This window comes from Mycobacterium angelicum, from assembly GCF_002086155.1.
In the GTDB taxonomy this organism is placed as follows: Bacteria; Actinomycetota; Actinomycetes; order Mycobacteriales; family Mycobacteriaceae; genus Mycobacterium; species Mycobacterium angelicum.
Map to the genome: position 1 here is coordinate 37,563 of NZ_MVHE01000012.1, position 17,493 is coordinate 55,055.

Genomic DNA, 17,493 nt, shown 5'->3' on the forward strand with positions numbered 1-17,493 from the left:
CGGGGAAACGCGAGAGGAGATTTTTTGGGGAGGACGACCGCCCGTTATGGTCGGCAACAACGAATTAGCGTTTGTTGACAATGCCGATGTCTCCTATTATCTCGTGTTGGAGGACGGCAAATATTATATCGATACCAAGGAAAGAGGATCGAGGGGTCGATACTGGATGTTCAGGAACTTTGAAGATGCCGAGAAATATTTGCTCTTCTTAATGAGTCAGATAGCACGACCTGGAAAATACACCGAATCCCCACGGTACCGCTGGTACCGGGCCGGCTTGGACCCGCGGGTAACCCTTGGGCGGCCGGATCCGACAAATTTTCCCGGACGAGTCAGTCTGACAGTGGACCAAGAAGCCAGGGACCGAGGATGGACAGGCGAAAGCGATGCCCCTGCAGCTTCACATGTCATCGTTCGCAGTTTCAACGAGCTTGATGCGGAGCTTCGCAGGGATGTCCCGCATGACTGGTTCAGTATCAACATCTCAGCGGCGCCTGAGTCCGTTTGCCATAGGGACAATTTGCAATGAGCAAGAAGATCGCTGGAAAGACATTTTCCACACCTGAAGAGGCAGGCGTTACACCGCCGAGCGAAGCGGAATTGGCGCATGCGCGGAGGCTTTTCGATGATTTCCAGAAGAAGGTAGACGCCATCGCTCCCGAGGATCGGGTGACGGATGTTTCACCCAAATTTTGGGACGATACTTCAGGCACTGAGTATGAACACCCGAAAGGCGATAAGGCCTGACTCTTGGGCACCGCTTCGGAAAGCTCAAACGATCGATCCTAACTGCCGATTCATCAGGGCATGCGATAAGTTCCGAAGGAATCGGCATAGTTCCCAGCTAGCGGCGAGCGCCGAGCAACCGTCATTCTCCAACAATCCTCGGACCAGACGGCCACCAGTACTTCCTTGCCCGACTTGATCGACCGATCAAGTGTCAACCGAACGAGGGATTCGAGTGGACCCATCGCCAATCTTCTATGCCACGATCAGCGACCTGATGCCTGCGCAATCGTGACAGTTTACAGACGGTGAAAATTAAGTAATATTCCGCGCTTGAGATCCGCTCGCGTGTATCGACACTTACGTCAGATGCAACGCAACATACGAAATTCTCTAATTGATCTCCGAAACCACAGCTGCAAGGCTCAAACGTACTCCTGACCGGCGCAGAATTGCGCCGGCGCCAAGCTAGCCAAAGAGAGACATTCTTGTGAACTACTCGTTGTTGCCGCCGGAAATAAGCTCGGCGCGGATGTACGGTGGCGCGGGCTCGGACCCGCTTTTTGCTGCGGCGGCAGGCTGGGACGGGCTGGCTGCAGAACTGAATGCGGCGGCAACGTCGTTCAGGTCAACAACGTCGGGTCTGGCCGATGGCGCCTGGCAGGGTCCCGCGTCGGCGGCCATGGCTGCCGCTGCGGAACCCTACGCACAATTGCTGACTGCCACCGGGGCAAAGGCCGAGCTAGCTGCCGTACAGGCGCGTGCTGCGGCGAACGTGTTCGAGTCAGCGCTGGCAGCCATGGTGCATCCCGGTGCCGTGAGCGCCAACCGCATTCGGCTGGTGTCGCTGGCAATGTCGAACATATTCGGGCTCCACGCCCCGGCGATAGCGGCCGTCGAAGCCGCTTACGAGGGAATGTGGGCGCAGGACGCGGCGGCGATGGCGGGCTATCACGCCAGCGCGTCGGCGGTGGTTGGGCAGCTTGCGGCATGGCAGCAAGTCACCCAAAACGTCAACTGGGGAATCGGCAACATCGGCGACAAGAATCTGGGCAGCGGCAACACCGGAAACAGCAACATCGGCAACGGAAACTACGGCAGCAGCAACCTGGGCAGCGGAAACGGCAATGTTTTCGTCGACGGCCAGACGTCAAGCTTCAATGTGGGCAGCGGAAATACCGGCAATTACAACTTCGGCAACGGAAACGGCGGCTTCAACGGCGCCGTGGGCAGCTTCAATGTCGGGAGCGGAAACCTCGGCAATTCCAACTTCGGTGGCGGCAACTTCGGCGACCACAACACCGGCTTCGGCAACTTCGGCAACTGGAACGTCGGCGTCGGAAACGGCGGACCCAACGCGGGACTTCAGGCCTCATCCGGCAACGCGAACGTAGGCTTCGGCAACGGTGGTAACAACAACTTCGGTGGCGGCAACACCGGTAACGCCAACGTCGGCTTCGGAAACGTCGGCAACAGCAACTTCGGGTTCGGAAACACCGGTAACGGCAACTTCGGCTTTGGCAACACTGGCCACGGCAACATCGGCATTGGACTCACCGGCGATCATCAGATCGGCTTCGGCGGCCTGAACTCGGGCAGCGGGAACATCGGCTTCGGCAACTCGGGCACCAACAACGTCGGCTTCTTCAACTCTGGCAGCGGCAATTTCGGTGTGGGGAACTCCGGCGTCACCAACACCGGCCTGGCGAATTCAGGCAATATAAACACCGGCATCGGGAACTCGGGCCTGATCAATACTGGTTTAGGAAACGCGCAGGTCGTCAATACCGGCTTCGGAAACTCGGGAGGCGTCAACACCGGGTTCGCGAATTCCGGCGACTACAACACAGGCAACTTCAACAGCGGCGACTTCAACACGGGCAGCTTCAATTCGGGTTTGTTCAACTCCGGCAGCCTGAACGGGGGCGATTACAACACCGGGTTCTCTAATTCCGGTTACGGGAACACCGGTATGGGGAACTCGGGCCAGATCAACACAGGCGGCTTCAACTCCGGCGCTTTGAACACCGGTTTTGGCAAATCGGGCGACGGCACCGATCCCAACTCGGGGTTCGGGAACACCGGCATTGGAAATTCGGGCTTCAATAACTCCGGCACCGGAAATTCGGGGATTGGAAACTCCAGCCCCCTGTTCGACTCTTTCAACTTTACGAACTCCGGAATCCACAATGCGGGCCAGTCGCTGACCGGGCTCAACAACACGGCTGCGATATCCTCAGGTTTTGGCAACGTGGGTCTCGGCCCCACCGGAATTCGTTGGGGTTCCGGCTTCGCGAACACGGGCTTCAACCAATCGGGTATCGGCAACTTCAGCCTTGATTTCAGCTCGGCCATCGCCGCTCAATCGGGTCTTGGCAACTTGGGTTTGTCCGACTCGGGCGCCTTTAACGCACTCGACCAAGTCTCAGGCTTCTTGCACCGGAACGCTTCGTAGAATCGCTCCCTGCAGATTTGCGGCAAGCCAGGGCTCGAACTGCTCGAGGGTGTAGCCGGCACTGCCCACCATCAGTTCGTACATGGCCGGGCTGGCCAGTGCCCATGCGGTATCCGCGGCTTGTTCTCGCGGGAGTTGCAGCACCTCGTCCGGAATGGTGGACAACAGCTCTTGGAACGTTCCGCGGCGCAGTACCTGTAGCTCTTGCCATTCTTCTGCGATCGCCTTGTCGACGGCAGCTCCTTCGCGGTAGGCCTGCCACGCCAGCGCTGAACGCTTGGCAATGGTGCAGAACCACGTCGCAATCTGAGCCAGCGTGCCGGCAGGCGTGTCTGGATGAAGCTGAGCCGCATAGTACTTCGGCGATGGCGTCGCGCCTGGCGTGAGCGTGCTGAACAGATATGCGCGCAACAGCGCGCGTTTGCTGCCCCAAGCCAGGTAGAGCGTTTGCACAGTGACCCCGGCGCGTTCGGCGATGCGGTTGACCGTGGCGGCGACGTAGCCGACCCGAGCAAATTCTTCGGCAGCGGCCTCCAGCAGCAGCCTGCGGGTCTCGGCGCGTGACGCGGCCCCGGCTTCACGCAACCGGGTCGTATTGCGAGGCCGCTTGCTCTCCACGCGGCATAGCCTACCCGAAAAGATTTTAGTGGAGCTAAAACGCATTAGAGTGCTACTCTACTGCGATGTAACCAGGCATTACGCACGTGGGAACCACTGCACGGTCGCTATCCGGTGGGTGACGAGCGGGCACCGATCCACTGCGCAACGAGGGTTGGAGGCGGTATGGAGCTTTATCAGCTGCGCTATTTCCAGACGGTCGCAGACGTCGGCACGCTGCGTGATGCCGCAGAGCGGCTGGCGGTTTCCCAGTCGACGGTCAGTCGGGCCATCGCCATGCTCGAATCCGAGATCGGGGTCGAACTGTTCACCCGGTGCGGGCGGGGCAATGAACTCAACCGGTTTGGGCAGGCGTTCCTGCGGGCAAGTCGAACCGCGCAGCGCAGTCTCGAGACGGCGGTTTCCGACGTGCGCCAGCTGGCGGGTGTCGACAGCGGGACTGTGGCGCTTGGATTTCTGGTGTCACTCGGCGCTGCGACCGTGCCCCGCTTGATCCGTCGCCATCATGAGCACCATCCCTGGTCGCGCTTCATATTGCGTCAAGGCTCTGGACCAGCACTGGTCGAAGACCTGACCAAAGGCGTGATTGACGTCTGCCTCAGCTATCCCATGGCATTCGACGACGCGCCCGGCGTGAAATGGCGCAACCTATTCACCCAGCAGCTTTACGCCGTCGTCGACCGGCAGCATCCGCTGGCTCACCGAGAGGTGATCGGCTTCGAAGAACTTGCCGGACAGCCGTTTGTTGCTCTCGACCGGGGCCACACGCTGCGCAGGATCTTTGACGACGCTTGCACGCGCCATTCGATCACGCCGACCATCGCCTTCGAGGGAACTGACCTCACCACATTGCGGGGCTTGATCGCTGCGCGGCTGGGGGTCGCCGTGCTGCCCAAAGCGGCCGCGCCGACTCCCGGCGTCGTCGAGATAGCGATCGACGATCAGCAACTGGTGCGACCGATCGCCATCGGCTGGATGACCAACAGGTATCTGCCCCCGTCCGGAGCCGCTTTCCGCGACAGCGTGATCGAGTCTTGCGGGTTGCCGGAACGCGATTCCGCGGGTCCCGTGCGTCGTATCGCGGGCTGAAATCGGCTGCAGATTCAGGAGTTAGCATGACGTCGCAATATCCAATCTATGACCGTCCCTGGAAGCGTCCCGGCGCCCGTCGATACGCGGCGGCCCGTCTTCGCAAGATCCTTCGTCCGCCCGTTCGGGTGGCGGCGGCTCCGGCCGATCTCGTGGCAGACCGCGACGTCGCTGTCCACCTGCGCGACGGTGTAGTGCTGCGGGTCAATGTCTATCGGCCTCATCGCGAGGGGCCGTTCCCGGTCGTCCTCTCAGCCCACCCATACGGCAAGGACAAGTGCCCCAAACACAGGGGGCGCCGCTGGAGCCTCAACCCGCAGTTTCGCATCATGCGTCAGACCGCCCCATTCGACATCTCCGACCAAACCAGTTGGGAGGCACCGGATCCGGTCTGGTGGCTGGCGCAGGGATACGCCGTGGTCAATGCCGATCTGCGCGGCGCCGGCAGTTCGGAGGGCGCCGGAGCCCTGCTATCCGATCAGGAAGCCCAAGACGTCTACGACCTCGTCGAGTGGGCCGGTGCTCAGCCATGGTCCAGCGGCAGCGTCGGTATGCTTGGCGTGTCGTACCTGGCCATATCGCAGTACAAGGCGGCCGCGCTGGCCCCGCCCAGCCTGAAGGCGATTTGTCCCTGGGAAGGCCTCACCGACGCCTACCGCGATCTATTCACGCCGGGCGGAGTCGTCGAAAACGGATTCTCCCGGATATGGCAGGCCGGAATCAAACACACCATGCGCACCACTGAAGACCTTGGCGTGCAACGCAAGACGCACCCACTTCACGACCAGTGGTGGCAGTCACTGATACCCGACCTCGGCAAGATCGAGATCCCGATGCTCGTCTGCGCCAGCTTCTCGGACAACAACCTGCACAGTCGCGGATCCTTCCGCGCATTCGAACAGGTAAGTGCGACAGACAAATTCGTCTACACCCACCGTGACGGAAAGTGGGCCACCTTCTACGGCGACGACGCCCGCCTGGCCCAGCTCGCCTTCTTCGAGCGCTACCTCAAACACCGCGACGTGCCGAAGCCGCCCCGAGTTCGGCTCGAAGTCCGCGAACGCGGCGACGTCATTTCCGAGGTGCGCACCGAGCAGGAGTGGCCGCTGGCGCGTACACAATGGCGCGATCTCTACCTCGCCGAAGAAGGGCACCTTGATACCTTGGCACCGACGGTGGACGGATCTGTCACCTTTCGGACCCGGCGACGCGCGGCGGCATTCACCTTCCCCGTGGCGGCCGATCTCGAACTCACCGGCCCGATGAGCTTGGCGCTATGGGTGTCCGTCGACGGCGCCGACGATGTAACGCTGTTTGCCGGAGTCGAGAAATGGATTGGCGACCAATGGATTCCGTTCGAAGGCTCCTACGGCTTTGGCCGCGATCGGGTAACGACGGGCTGGCAGCGCGCGTCTTTGCGTGAAATCAACACGCAGCAGTCCACTGAATACGAGCCAGTCCACACTTTCCAACGACGGCAACCTCTGTCGCCCGGCGAAGTCGTTCCCGTCGAAGTCGCACTCGGGCCATCGGCCACCGCCTTTCACGCCGGCGACCGCATCCGCCTGCTGGTTGCGGGCCGACAACTCGCACCGCGCAATCCCCTGTACGGCGCTTTTCCGGCCCTCTACGTGCCGGGCCCGCCGGCGCGGTGCACCCTGCATTGGGGAGCCCACCGGCCGGCCCGGCTGCGGGTTCCTGTCATTCCGGCATAGCGCACGCTGACCCACTCCCACATCGAATCGATATTTAGTCCTGTTCGTCTCCGTAAAATGGGTTCGCAATATCTTGTTCGATTCATAGTTGCCATTTATCGCGTCAAAATTGATTCGAATTGATCAGCAGTTGCAGGGGCTGGGCGTAGTACTTACGCTTGCCGTGCCCGTAATCAGTACCCTGAGCATACGGGACTCTTGCGCAACCGCCAGCCGATGAACTTTTGGTTCAGCAAGCCTCGCAAGGGATCTTAATACTTGGAAATCGGCGGGGAATTTGAGGTCTAGTATGTCGAATGCGTTCGCAGGAAATACCCAATGACGGCGGCAATGTGGATGAGTTCGCCGCCGGAGGTGCATTCTGCGTTGCTTACCGCCGGTCCGGGCCCCGCACCGTTGGTGGCCGCCGCCGCAGGATGGTCATCGCTGAGCGCCGAGTATGCAGCGGTGGCCGAGGAACTCACCACAGTGCTAGCCGCGATTACCGCCGCAGCATGGCAAGGACCAAGCGGTGAAATCTGCGTGGCGGCATATGCGCCGTATCTGACGTGGCTGGTGCAGGCCAGCACCGATAGCGCGGTCACCGCCGCTGCTCACGACGTTGCAGCTACGGCCTATGTCAGTGCGCTGGCGACGATGCCGACATTGGGCGAGTTGGCGGCCAACCATGCCACCCATGCGGTGCTGGCCGGCACGAACTTCTTCGGCATCAACACCATCCCCATCGCACTCAACGAAGCCGACTACGTCCGAATGTGGATCCAAGCCGCCGCCACCATGAGCGCCTATGAGGCCGTCTCTGTCTCTGCGCTAGCCTCAGCACCGCACACCACCCCGCCACCTATCATCATCAAATCCTCGGCGGCGGCGGTTGTGGGCAGCATTGCGGCCAATCTGGTCGTTACTCTGACCCCAATTGAGCAATTGCTGCAGGCGCTATTCGTATTTCTGCTACAAGAAGCGATAGATCTCTTTTTATTGGCCGGATACTCATTGGTGGCGATTGTATTTTCGCCGATCCTTGTTGTTGAGGCCCTACTAATACTACTGTCTGGCGACGTTGCCGATGCGCTTGCGTTGCTGCATGTTGTCTATATGCTTTGGGATTTGGTCGCCACAGTGGCTTTTCAGGTCTTGATAAATCCCTTCTTGTTCGCGGACGCAGTTATTGAATGGATTCTCGGTGGCGGGGTTACTTTGGGCGCGACGTCAGCTGTGGCAAGTCCTCTCGTGGCAACGCCCGCCGGTTCGATTGCGGGGGCTTCGGCCGTTGCGCCAGCTGCATCAGCGGTAACGGTCGGGGCTGCGTCCGCAGCGCCGGCGTCAGCGGTGTCAGTTGCCCGCGGCGCTGCAGTCACGGGGTTTGCCGGGTCTCAGACTCACGGCGATGCGGCGCCAGCGGGCGGCTTGGCCACGATCGGTGGCGATGGCTGTGGCGGCAGAACTGCGGTGCCGATGCTGCCGAGGACCTGGGGGGCGGGCGCAACATAAACCGTTCCCGGCATAGCGGGCCTTTTAGGGCGTCCGTCGGAAAATGAGGGCCCGGGCGCGCGGGCGGAATTTGGGCCTCGGCAGAAATTCGACTCGCATCTCGGGGTGCGCTGCCTTACCCAGGGCGGTGAAGGCCGAAGGGCTGTAGGCACGCAGATGGCTGATGAGGGCGTCATGCATGACCGCGCGTGCGGCAGCGAGCGGACGCACCCGAACCGCGATGATGAGCGGGATGACCAGCGGCATCAGCAACAGTCCCAGAGACGGCCACCGCATCAGGTCGACGATGAGAAACGTTTTGCCGACGCGGGTGGCATCGGCGATCGCGTTGACAGCCACGGACGGGGGCAGGTGATGGAAGGCATAGGCGAAGACGACCAGGTCGTAGCTGTTGTCGGGGTCGTTGATATTGGTGGCGTCCACGACCTTCGTTCTCACCCTGGGGTTGCGCCCGAGTGGACCGCTGGCGACGTTGTGCACCGAATGCGGGTCCAGGTCGCTAATGGTGAGCTCGGCGGTTGGGTGTAGCCGCAGAATCTGCTCAGATAGACGGCCGTGACCGGCACCCAGTTCGAGAATGCGGGGCTTGTCGATCCCGGCGACAAGATTGACTACGTACCCGGCGATCGTCTCGTGTGTGCCATTGCGGGTGCCCATATCGTCTAGCGCGGTGACAACGTACTGCTTGGTTTCGTCGGGTACGTCGTAGCGGTCGATGTATTCCAGTACGTCGGTTTGCAGCCGACGGTCCAGCCAGGACGAATCTGGGCCGCCGCGAGGCATCGACTCGATCGCAAGGGCCGCGGGTGTTGTCATCAGTTAAGCGTCCCCGCAACGTGCTAAGGCGTCTAGTAGAAGCTTTTGAACCAACCGTTGCACCCGGCGAAAGCAATGAACGGGCTGCGGCGGCCTATTGACTCGTGGTCACGGCCGGACAGCGCCGCCGTCGGGCGAACCGACGCCGGCCGGTGGCCGGCCCCGCGCCGGCGAGTGACCGTTCGGGGGCGGCAGCAACAAGGCACGCACCAAACGACGGGGGCCCGAGGACCGCAGCATCAGGCTGGCCGGGCGCGGACGGACCCGTTGCGGCCACCAGAACCAGCGCCCGAGCAAGGCGGCAATGGACGGCGTCATGAACGAACGCACGATCAGCGTGTCGAACAGCAAGCCCAACCCGATCGTGGTGCCGATCTGGCCGATGATCCGCAAATCGCTGAACACGAAAAGGGACATGGTGACCGCGAATACCATGCCCGCGGCGGTTACCACTCCGCCGGTGCCGGCCATCGCACGGATGATTCCCGTATTCAAGCCGGCACCGATTTCTTCTTTGAGCCGAGAGATCAGCAGCAAGTTGTAGTCGGATCCCACTGCCAAAAGCAGAATCACCGACATCGCTAATACCATCCAGTACAGCTTGATGCCGAGAATATCTTCCCAAACCAGCACGGAAATCCCGAAAGACGCACCCATCGAAAGCAACACGGTTCCAACGATTACCGCGGCGGCGACAATACTTCGGGTGATGATCATCATGATGATCAAAATCAGACTGATTGCGGCAATGCCGGCGATCAGAAGGTCATACAGCGCGCCCTCTTGAATATCCCTGAATGTCGAGGCGGTGCCACCCATATAGATGGCAGCGCCTTGCAAAGGAGTTCCCTTAATCGCCTCTACTGCCGCCTGCTTTATGGGGACGACACGAGAGATGCCCGTCTGCGACGCCGGATTACCGTCCAGCGCGATGATGAAACGGGCAGCTTTGCCGTCGGGCGACAAGAACATCTTCAGGCCGCGCTTGAAATCTGGATTCTCAAAAGCCGACTGCGGCAGATAGAACGAATCGTCGACTTGCGCGGCGTCAAAAACCCGGCCCATCGCTCCGGGGTCCTTAGCGCTACTGGTGTCGGACTGCTTATACAACGACTGCAGCGTGTTGTGCCAGACAATCAACTGGTCACGCATGAGCGTCATCGTGTCGATCATGATGGGGATCTGGGCCCGCACCTGCGGCAAAAGCGTAACCAGGATGTCCAGATTCTTGACGAGATACTCGAGCTTTTCACTCAATTGGTCGACGCTGTCGAACATGTCGAATATTGAGCGTATCGACTGGCAGACCGGGATGTCGTAACAGTGCTTTTCCCAGTAGAAATAGGCACGAATCGGCCGGAAGAAGTCCTCGAAGTCGGCGAGCCGGTCCCGCAGGGTATCGGTGATATCCGACATGTCGTGCGTCAGATGGTCCATGTTCACCGTGGTATCGATGATCTCGCCCATTAGCCGGTACATCGTGTGCATCGTGGCAATTGTCGTATTCATGGCGTCGACCTGGACCAGCATGTCGTCCAACCGAGCTCGCATGAATTGCATGTTCTCGCTATTGGAGACGCCCTGCATGCTGATGACGAACGGCAGCGATGCGTGCTTCATGGAGGTGCCCAATGGCCGGGTGATCGCCTTGACCTGCGCGACGCCCGGGGTGTGGAAGATGCCTTTGGCGACCTTATCCAGCACTAGCATGTCCACTGCATTGCGCATGTCATGATCGCTTTCGATCATGAGCACCTCGGGGTTGAGCCGAGCTTGCGAGAAGTGCCGGCCCGCAGCCGTATCCCCGACATTCGACGGCATACTGGCCGGCATGAACCTGCGCAGGTCGTAGGTCGTCTTGTAACTCGGCAGGGCGAGTAGGCCGATCAGGGCGATCAAGATTGACATTGCCAGAATCGGGCCGGGCCAACGCACAATCGCGGTGCCGATGCGGCGCCACCGTCGCGTGTTCGTCCGGTGGTGGGGATCAAGGAGCTTGAAAAAGCTGGCCAGCGCCAGCACGGCCGGCCCGAGGCTGATCGCCGCCAAGACCGCAACGAGCATGCCTATGGCGCACGGAGCGCCGATTGTCTGAAAATAGGGCAGTCGGGCAAAGCTCAGGCAATACATGGCGCCGGCAATGGTCAGCCCCGAGCCCAGGATTACGTGAGCCGTTCCGTGAAACATTGAGTAGAAGGCGGTTTCCCGATCTTCGCCGGCGTATCGAGCCTCGTGATATCGACCGAGCATGAATATCGCATAGTCGGTGCTGGCCGCAATGGCCAGGAGCACGAGCAGGTTGGTTGCGAAGGTGGAAAGGTTGAAAACGTTGTGGTACGAGAGAAAGGCTATGACCCCGCGAATTGCGCCCAAGTCAATTCCGACAATCACCAGGACAAGAATCATGGTGACGACGGAGCGGTATATGAAGAGGAGCATTACCGCGATCACCAGGCTGGTTATCAAGGTGACCTTGGCGATACTTTTGTCGCCGGCCTCGGATTGGTCGGCATTAAGCGCGGTCGGGCCGGTGACATAGGCCTTGAGGCCCGGAGGCGCCGGTGTGGTGTCGACGATATGCCGCACGGCGGCTACTGACTTGTATGCCGCCGTTTCGTTGTTGCCGACGAGGTAGATCACGACGTATGCGGCTTTATCGTCGGCGCTCTGAGATCCGGCTGCGGTCAGGGGATCGCCCCAGAAATCCTGAATGTGCGCGACGTGGTGGGTATCTGCGGAAAGTCGCTTGATCAACTCGCTATAAAAGCGGTGCGCGTCGTCGCCGAGTGGATTAGTGCTTTCCAGCACAACCGTGACGGTGTTATCGGAATCAAACTCATTGAATACCTGACCAATGTGCTTCACTGCCTGAATCGATTCGGCGTCGTGCGGGGTCATCGACACCGAGTGCGCTTTTCCGACCTGCTCCAACTGCGGCACGGTGAGATTGACGATGCCGGTCAGTGCCAGCCAGAACAGCACGATCACTATTGCAAACCGCTGAATCATCCGTGGCAGGAAAGGCCGCCGTGCAGTTGGAGCGGGGTCCAGCTCGGTCATGCCGCTGATACCTGGCAGATTGTCAGGGCTTTGAGGCCGTGCTCAGATTGCTCGTCCTTGACTGTGCCGTTAACAAGGATCCGGCAGCCGATCACGTCGCCGTTACTCTGCGCCAATAGGTTGACGGTGACCGAAGACAGCGTGGTCGAAACGGTTGTGGACCACGGCAGCGGTATGTTCTCGAGTTTTTGCACCTTGGCATCTGGATCCAGGTAGGTGATTCTTGCCGTCGGTGCCGGGCCGAACACTTCATACGTCACGTGCTTCGGGTTGAATTGGGGGAAATCGTCGTCGGCCTTCATCCGCACCACAGGAAGCTCGTGAGCGCCGAAAATGCGGTGCAGCCGATAGATAGTGGACCCGGCGACAATCGCCACCGCGATCACAGCCAGCAGCAGCCACCCTCGCTTCACAGCCCTGGTAATCCGAATCACGCTCGTGCCCCGTTTCGACCCCGGTTTGGTCCGTCTAAGGTGCAGCTGAGAGCGCCCATAGCGCGAACCCGTACCTCCCAAAAAATCCGATCCGCGTACTCACCCGATGTCATGTTGAGCCAGCAGCGTAGACGCTACCGCTGGCGCGCTAAGCACCGCTAAGCATTTCGAATTTCGAATACATCTTGTTACGCCCGCTTCGCTGCGTAAGGCCGTCCGGCATTCCAAAATCGGACTGTGCCCGCGCGGCAGGCGCGGCTCCTGCCCGCAACGCACTTGCCGGATAGGGTTTGGTAGCGGTCGCAGCGTGGGCGGCCGGACACAGCGATATGGGCACAGCGATATGGGAGGTGTGTGATGGCTTCCTATCACTTGGGGCTCCCCGGCAGCGGCGACCACACCAGCCGCGTCGACCTGGAATCGCTGGCCGGCAGTGCCAGCGCCGAACGGGCGCTGGACGACATGCGTGCCGACGACGACAACCGGCGGCAGCCGCCGGTTGACCTGACCGCCGCGGCGTTCTTCGACGTGGACAACACCCTGGTACAGGGCTCCTCAGCGGTCCACTTCGGCCGCGGACTGGCCGCTCGCGACTACTTCACCTATCGCGACGTCCTGGGTTTCATCTATGCCCAGGCCAAATTTCAGCTGCTGGGCAAGGAGAACAGCAACGACGTCGCCGCCGGCCGGCGCAAGGCACTGGCATTCATCGAGGGCCGGTCGGTCGAGCAGCTGATAACCCTGGGCGAGGAGATCTACGACGAGATCATCGCCGACAAGATTTGGGCGGGCACTCGCGAACTCACTCAAATGCATCTCGACGCCGGTCAGCAGGTGTGGCTCATCACCGCGACACCCTATGAGCTGGCAGCCACCATCGCCCGCCGGCTGGGTTTGACCGGCGCCCTGGGCACCGTCGCCGAATCGGTCGACGGGATATTCACCGGCAGGCTGGTCGGCGAGATCCTGCACGGCAGCGGCAAGGCACACGCGGTGCGGTCGCTGGCCATCCGCGAGGGACTCAACCTCAAACGCTGTACCGCCTACTCCGACAGCTACAACGATGTGCCCATGCTCTCGCTGGTGGGTACCGCTGTCGCCATCAACCCCGACGCCCGGCTACGCAGTCTGGCGCGCGAACGGGGATGGGAAATTCGCGACTTCCGGACGGCTCGCAAGGCCGCCCGGATCGGAGTGCCGTCAGCCCTGGCGCTGGGCGCCGCGGGTGGTGCGCTGGCGGCTCTGGCGTCTCGACGGCAATCCCGCTGATAGGCTGCGCCGTTAGCTAGCCGGGCAGTAGCGCCTAGCAATCAATCGAGCGGAGAGCGGCAGCGGCATGACACTTCCCGAAACCACCCAAGGGATCATCGGTAGCCATTACCGGGCGCCGGACTACTTCCTGGTCGGACGCGAGAAGGTGCGAGAGTTCGCGATCGCGGTGAAAGACGACCATCCGTCGCACTACAACGAGCCGGACGCGGCCGAGGCCGGCTACCCCGAACTGGTGGCGCCGTTGACGTTCCTGGCGGTTGCGGGCCGGCGCGTGCAGCTGGAGATCTTCACCAAGTTCGACATCCCGATCAACATTGCCCGGGTCTTTCACCGCGACCAGAAATTCAAGTTTCACCGGCCGATCGTGGCCCACGACAAGCTTTACTTCGACACTTATCTAGACTCGGTTATCGAGTCCCACGGCACCGTGCTCGCTGAAATCCGCAGCGAAGTCACAGATGCTGAGGGCAAACCCGTGGTCACCAGTGTCGTCACGATGCTGGGTGAGGCCGCGCACCAAGACGCTGGCGCTGAAGAAACCGTCGCCGCAATTGCATCCATATCTGCCGGAAAGTAGGGTCCACTCAATGACGTCACAGGGTGAAACAGGCGGAACGCAACTAAAGCCGCCGGTCAAAGACGTGCAGTCGCATTACGACCGATCAAACGAGTTCTTCAAGTTGTGGCTCGATCCTTCGATGACCTACAGCTGCGCCTACTTCGATGAGCATCCCAATATCGATCAGCCGCAGACCAAAACACTCGAAGAGGCGCAGTTCGCCAAGCGCAAACTGGCCCTGGACAAACTCAACCTCGAGCCTGGCATGACCCTGCTCGATATCGGTTCGGGCTGGGGCTCGACCATGCGTCACGCCGTCGAGCACTACGACGTGAACGTTATCGGTCTAACGCTGAGTGAGAACCAGCTGGCGCACTGCGAGGCGAAGTTCGCCGAGATGGACAGCCCGCGGCACAAAGAGGTGCGCCTGCAGGGCTGGGAGTTGTTCGACGAGCCCGTCGACCGCATCGTGTCGCTCGGCGCATTCGAGCACTTCGCCGACGGGGCGGGCGACGCCGGATACGAGCGCTACGCCACCTTCTTCAAGAAGTACTACAGCCTGCTGCCTGACGACGGCCGGATGTTGCTGCACTCGATCGTGGTGCCCACCGCCGCAGAAGGTAAGGCGATGGGCCTCAAGACCACGATGACTCTGCTGCGCTTCATCAGCTTCATCCTCAAGGAGATCTATCCCGGCGGTAAGTTGCCCCAGGTGGAGCAGGTCGACCGGTATTCGACCGAGGCGGGCTTCAAGATCGACCGCCACCACTTCATCGGCAAGAACTACGTTCCCACCTTGAACTCCTGGGCCGACGCCCTGGAAGCGAACAAGGAAAAGGCCATCGAACTCAAGGGCCAGCAGGAGTACGACACCTTTGTGAAGTACCTGCGGGGATGCTCGGATCTGTTCCGCGACGGCTACACGAACGTCTGCCAGTTCACGCTGGTCAAATAGGTCCCGTCGATAACCCCCGGTGGCTCAGCCGCCGGGGGTTATTTGCTGGAGTGGCTCAGCCCTGGATCAGCCGAAGAAGATGTTGCGCCGCCCGGCCAGTAGCCGGTACAGCGTCTGCTGGATCGTCTCACGGACCTGGTCGGTCAACTCGAAGGTGACCATCGGGTCCTCGGCGTCGGTGGTGGCATAGTCCGCGGTGTGAATCGGCTCGCCGAACGCGATCCGCCACTTCGACGGCAGCGGCACCAGACCGGCCGGGCCGGCCAGCGGGAACAAGGGCGTGACCGGGAAGTACGGCAGGCCGAACAATCGCGCCAACAACTTGACGTCCGTCAGCATCGGGTAGATCTCTTCGGAGCCGATGATCGAGCACGGCACAATCGGCGCCTTGGTGCGCAGTGCGGCCGAGACGAATCCGCCGCGCCCGAATCGCTGCAACCGGTAGCGGTCCTCGAAGCGCTTACCGAGACCCTTGTAGCCCTCGGGGAACACCGCGGTCAGCTCGCCGGAGGCGAGCAACCGGTGCGCGTCCGTCGTGCAGGCCATGGTGTGGCCCGCCTTGCGGGCGGCCTCCCCGACGACCGGCAAGTCGAACACCATGTCGGCAGCAAGAAGTCGCAGATCCCGTTCCGCGGGATGCTCGTCGTGAACCGCCACCGACAGCATCAACCCGTCGAACGGCAGAACCCCGGCGTGGTTGGCGACTACCAGCGCGGCACCCTCGCTCGGAATGTTCTCGATGCCGCTGACTTCCACGCGGAACCACGACCTGAAGAAAAATCTCAGCAAAGGCCGAATGATGGCGCTATTGAAGTGCGGGTCGAATCCGAATTCGTCGACGGTGTAATCGCCGGTGAGTCGTTGACGGAGAAATCCGGCAACCGCGGCAACGCGTTGCGCGAGATCACTCAGCGGCGCCTCGGCCGTCGACGTCGTTCCGGCTGCCCGGCGGTGCTCGTCGATTTCGCGAACGACCGCAGCGATCTGTTCGGCCGATGCCCGGCCATTCGGGTCCGACAGTAACGACGGGTGCTGACGGGACGCGTCAGCCCGTTGTCCGGCGCGTCTGCGCGCTGCTACCCGACCCCGATTCGTGTGCAGTGGAATGACATTCGCTCTGTTTTCACCCGCCACGATATCTACCTGACCCCACCCCATGGAATTGGATTTCGGCTGCCCCATCGCTGTGCTAGGGCTACCGCGCGACCTTCCCAGGAGCGTACCCGATGTGGGTCGATAATGGGAGTCAAGCTGCGGCCGCGCACGTAGTCGTCGAAAGCCTCGGCCGTCGTCCACTTGGGCTGATAGCCCAGTTCGGTACGCATTCTCGTGGTATCCATCACCCGCCCGTAACTTAAATAATCAAATTGATCGCGAGTGATTTCGGTATAACGATTAGCTCGTCTCAGCGAATCAAGAGCCCACACCCCAAAACCGGGTACCGGCAGCGGAATTCGGCCCGCGCGCCGGATCGCCTGCGACAGCATGATGATGCCGTCGGCGCCGATGTTGAACGTGCCGGCCTTGCCGGCCATCGCGGCGCGTTCCAGTGCACCCAGTGCATCCTGCTCATGCAGTAGCTGCAAGCGTGCATCGCGACCGAACATCGTCGGCACGAAAGGCCCGGCTAAGTAGCGGGACAGCGTGGTGTCCATGGCCGGACCGATCATGTTGGCCAACCGCAGGATTGTCACCGCGATGTCGGGCCGGCGCCGGCCCAGGCCGCGCACGTAGCCCTCGATGTCGAGGCTGTCCTTGGCGAAACCCTCCCGGAAGGGACGGCGGCTGCTGCTGTCCTCGGTGAAGATCGCCGGGTCATGCGCGCTCGACCCGTAGACCTCGGACGTCGACTTCAGCACCACGCGACGCACCGAGGGCGCCTTCTGACAGGCCGCGAACAGTTGCATCGCGCCCATCACGTTGATTTCCTTCAACGCCGCGCTGCCGCCGGACCGCGGCGCGTAGGACGCGGCCGCGGCGTGCACCACCGTGTCGACGTCGCCGTTGCGAATCACCTTGGCAATAAAGGGATTTCGGATATCTGCGCGAACGAATTCGGCACGGCCCATCCGGCGCAGCATGTCCTTGCTGGGTGCGATGGCATCGACCGCGATGACCCCGTTGATCAGAGGGTTCTGCGCCAGCCGCGCCGTCAGGTACCCGCCCAGAAACCGGCAAGCGCCGGTGACCAGCACCACCTTCGGGTAGTGCACGTTCTCGCTGCCGCCGATTGCGCCGCCATCCCCACCGTTGGCCGAATCCACCCCGATAGCCTAGCCGCGCAGAGAAACGGGCGCGTTACA

Annotated in this window: 15 protein-coding genes; 9 read left to right on the forward strand and 6 right to left on the reverse strand. The window is 61.3% G+C overall.

What is annotated here, in order from left to right; genetic code table 11:
• Positions 1 to 46: 46 nt before the first annotated feature.
• From BST12_RS33350 to BST12_RS10690, 3 genes are all read left to right on the forward strand, one after another.
• Positions 47 to 529 carry a hypothetical protein gene (locus tag BST12_RS33350; protein WP_245850227.1) on the forward strand — a complete coding sequence of 161 codons (483 nt, stop codon included), beginning with the start codon at positions 47 to 49 and terminating at the stop codon, positions 527 to 529.
• Positions 526 to 747 (forward strand): hypothetical protein, encoded by a 222-nt coding sequence (locus BST12_RS10685; protein ID WP_083113092.1) that lies wholly within the window; start codon positions 526 to 528, stop codon positions 745 to 747. Before BST12_RS33350 ends, BST12_RS10685 begins: the two co-directional genes overlap by 4 nt.
• 511 nt (positions 748 to 1,258) lie before the next feature.
• The gene (locus BST12_RS10690; protein WP_245850235.1) at positions 1,259 to 3,181 is read left to right on the forward strand and encodes a PPE family protein; all 1,923 of its coding nucleotides are present in this window, start codon (positions 1,259 to 1,261) and stop codon (positions 3,179 to 3,181) included.
• Here the strand turns inward: BST12_RS10690 and BST12_RS10695 are convergent.
• A complete protein-coding gene (locus BST12_RS10695; protein ID WP_245850229.1) occupies positions 3,152 to 3,799 on the reverse strand; it encodes a TetR/AcrR family transcriptional regulator in 648 nt (215 codons plus the stop codon). The two genes, BST12_RS10690 and BST12_RS10695, sit on opposite strands and share 30 nt — an antisense overlap.
• 165 nt (positions 3,800 to 3,964) lie before the next feature.
• Here BST12_RS10695 and BST12_RS10700 point away from each other — a divergent pair, with 165 nt between their 5' ends.
• The 3 genes from BST12_RS10700 to BST12_RS10710 all read left to right on the forward strand — a co-directional run bounded on the left by BST12_RS10700 (position 3,965) and on the right by BST12_RS10710 (position 8,094).
• On the forward strand, positions 3,965 to 4,888 hold the full coding sequence (locus BST12_RS10700) for a LysR family transcriptional regulator (RefSeq protein ID WP_083113095.1): 924 nt from the start codon (positions 3,965 to 3,967) through the stop codon (positions 4,886 to 4,888).
• Positions 4,889 to 4,914: 26 nt separating this feature from the next.
• Positions 4,915 to 6,603, forward strand: coding sequence for a CocE/NonD family hydrolase (locus BST12_RS10705; protein ID WP_083113096.1), 1,689 nt, complete (start codon positions 4,915 to 4,917; stop codon positions 6,601 to 6,603).
• 318 nt (positions 6,604 to 6,921) lie between these two features.
• Positions 6,922 to 8,094, forward strand: a complete 1,173-nt coding sequence (locus BST12_RS10710) for a PPE family protein (protein ID WP_083113097.1) — start codon at positions 6,922 to 6,924, stop codon at positions 8,092 to 8,094.
• 24 nt (positions 8,095 to 8,118) lie between these two features.
• Here the strand turns inward: BST12_RS10710 and BST12_RS10715 are convergent, their stop codons facing one another.
• From BST12_RS10715 to BST12_RS10725, 3 genes are all read right to left on the reverse strand, one after another.
• Positions 8,119 to 8,910 carry a class I SAM-dependent methyltransferase gene (locus BST12_RS10715; protein ID WP_083113098.1) on the reverse strand — a complete coding sequence of 264 codons (792 nt, stop codon included), beginning with the start codon at positions 8,908 to 8,910 and terminating at the stop codon, positions 8,119 to 8,121.
• Positions 8,911 to 9,018: 108 nt separating this feature from the next.
• Positions 9,019 to 11,970, reverse strand: a complete 2,952-nt coding sequence (locus BST12_RS10720; protein ID WP_083113099.1) for an MMPL/RND family transporter — start codon at positions 11,968 to 11,970, stop codon at positions 9,019 to 9,021.
• Positions 11,967 to 12,404 (reverse strand): MmpS family transport accessory protein, encoded by a 438-nt coding sequence (locus BST12_RS10725; RefSeq protein ID WP_083113100.1) that lies wholly within the window; start codon positions 12,402 to 12,404, stop codon positions 11,967 to 11,969. Before BST12_RS10725 ends, BST12_RS10720 begins: the two co-directional genes overlap by 4 nt.
• Before the next feature lie 357 nt (positions 12,405 to 12,761).
• Here BST12_RS10725 and BST12_RS10730 point away from each other — a divergent pair, with 357 nt between their 5' ends.
• The 3 genes from BST12_RS10730 (at position 12,762) to BST12_RS10740 (ending at position 15,190) form a co-directional block, all read left to right on the forward strand.
• The gene (locus tag BST12_RS10730; RefSeq protein ID WP_083113101.1) at positions 12,762 to 13,673 is read left to right on the forward strand and encodes an HAD family hydrolase; all 912 of its coding nucleotides are present in this window, start codon (positions 12,762 to 12,764) and stop codon (positions 13,671 to 13,673) included.
• Positions 13,674 to 13,740: 67 nt separating this feature from the next.
• Entirely contained in the window at positions 13,741 to 14,253 is a 513-nt protein-coding gene (locus BST12_RS10735) for an FAS1-like dehydratase domain-containing protein (protein WP_083113102.1), read from the forward strand.
• Between the two features lie 10 nt (positions 14,254 to 14,263).
• Positions 14,264 to 15,190, forward strand: a complete 927-nt coding sequence (locus tag BST12_RS10740) for a cyclopropane mycolic acid synthase family methyltransferase (protein WP_083113103.1) — start codon at positions 14,264 to 14,266, stop codon at positions 15,188 to 15,190.
• A 66-nt stretch (positions 15,191 to 15,256) separates the two neighbouring features.
• Here the strand turns inward: BST12_RS10740 and BST12_RS10745 are convergent, their stop codons facing one another.
• Both BST12_RS10745 and BST12_RS10750 read right to left on the reverse strand, forming a co-directional pair.
• Positions 15,257 to 16,348 (reverse strand): lysophospholipid acyltransferase family protein, encoded by a 1,092-nt coding sequence (locus BST12_RS10745; RefSeq protein ID WP_139801606.1) that lies wholly within the window; start codon positions 16,346 to 16,348, stop codon positions 15,257 to 15,259.
• Positions 16,330 to 17,454, reverse strand: coding sequence for an SDR family oxidoreductase (locus tag BST12_RS10750; RefSeq protein ID WP_083113104.1), 1,125 nt, complete (start codon positions 17,452 to 17,454; stop codon positions 16,330 to 16,332). Before BST12_RS10750 ends, BST12_RS10745 begins: the two co-directional genes overlap by 19 nt.
• Positions 17,455 to 17,493 lie beyond the last annotated feature (39 nt).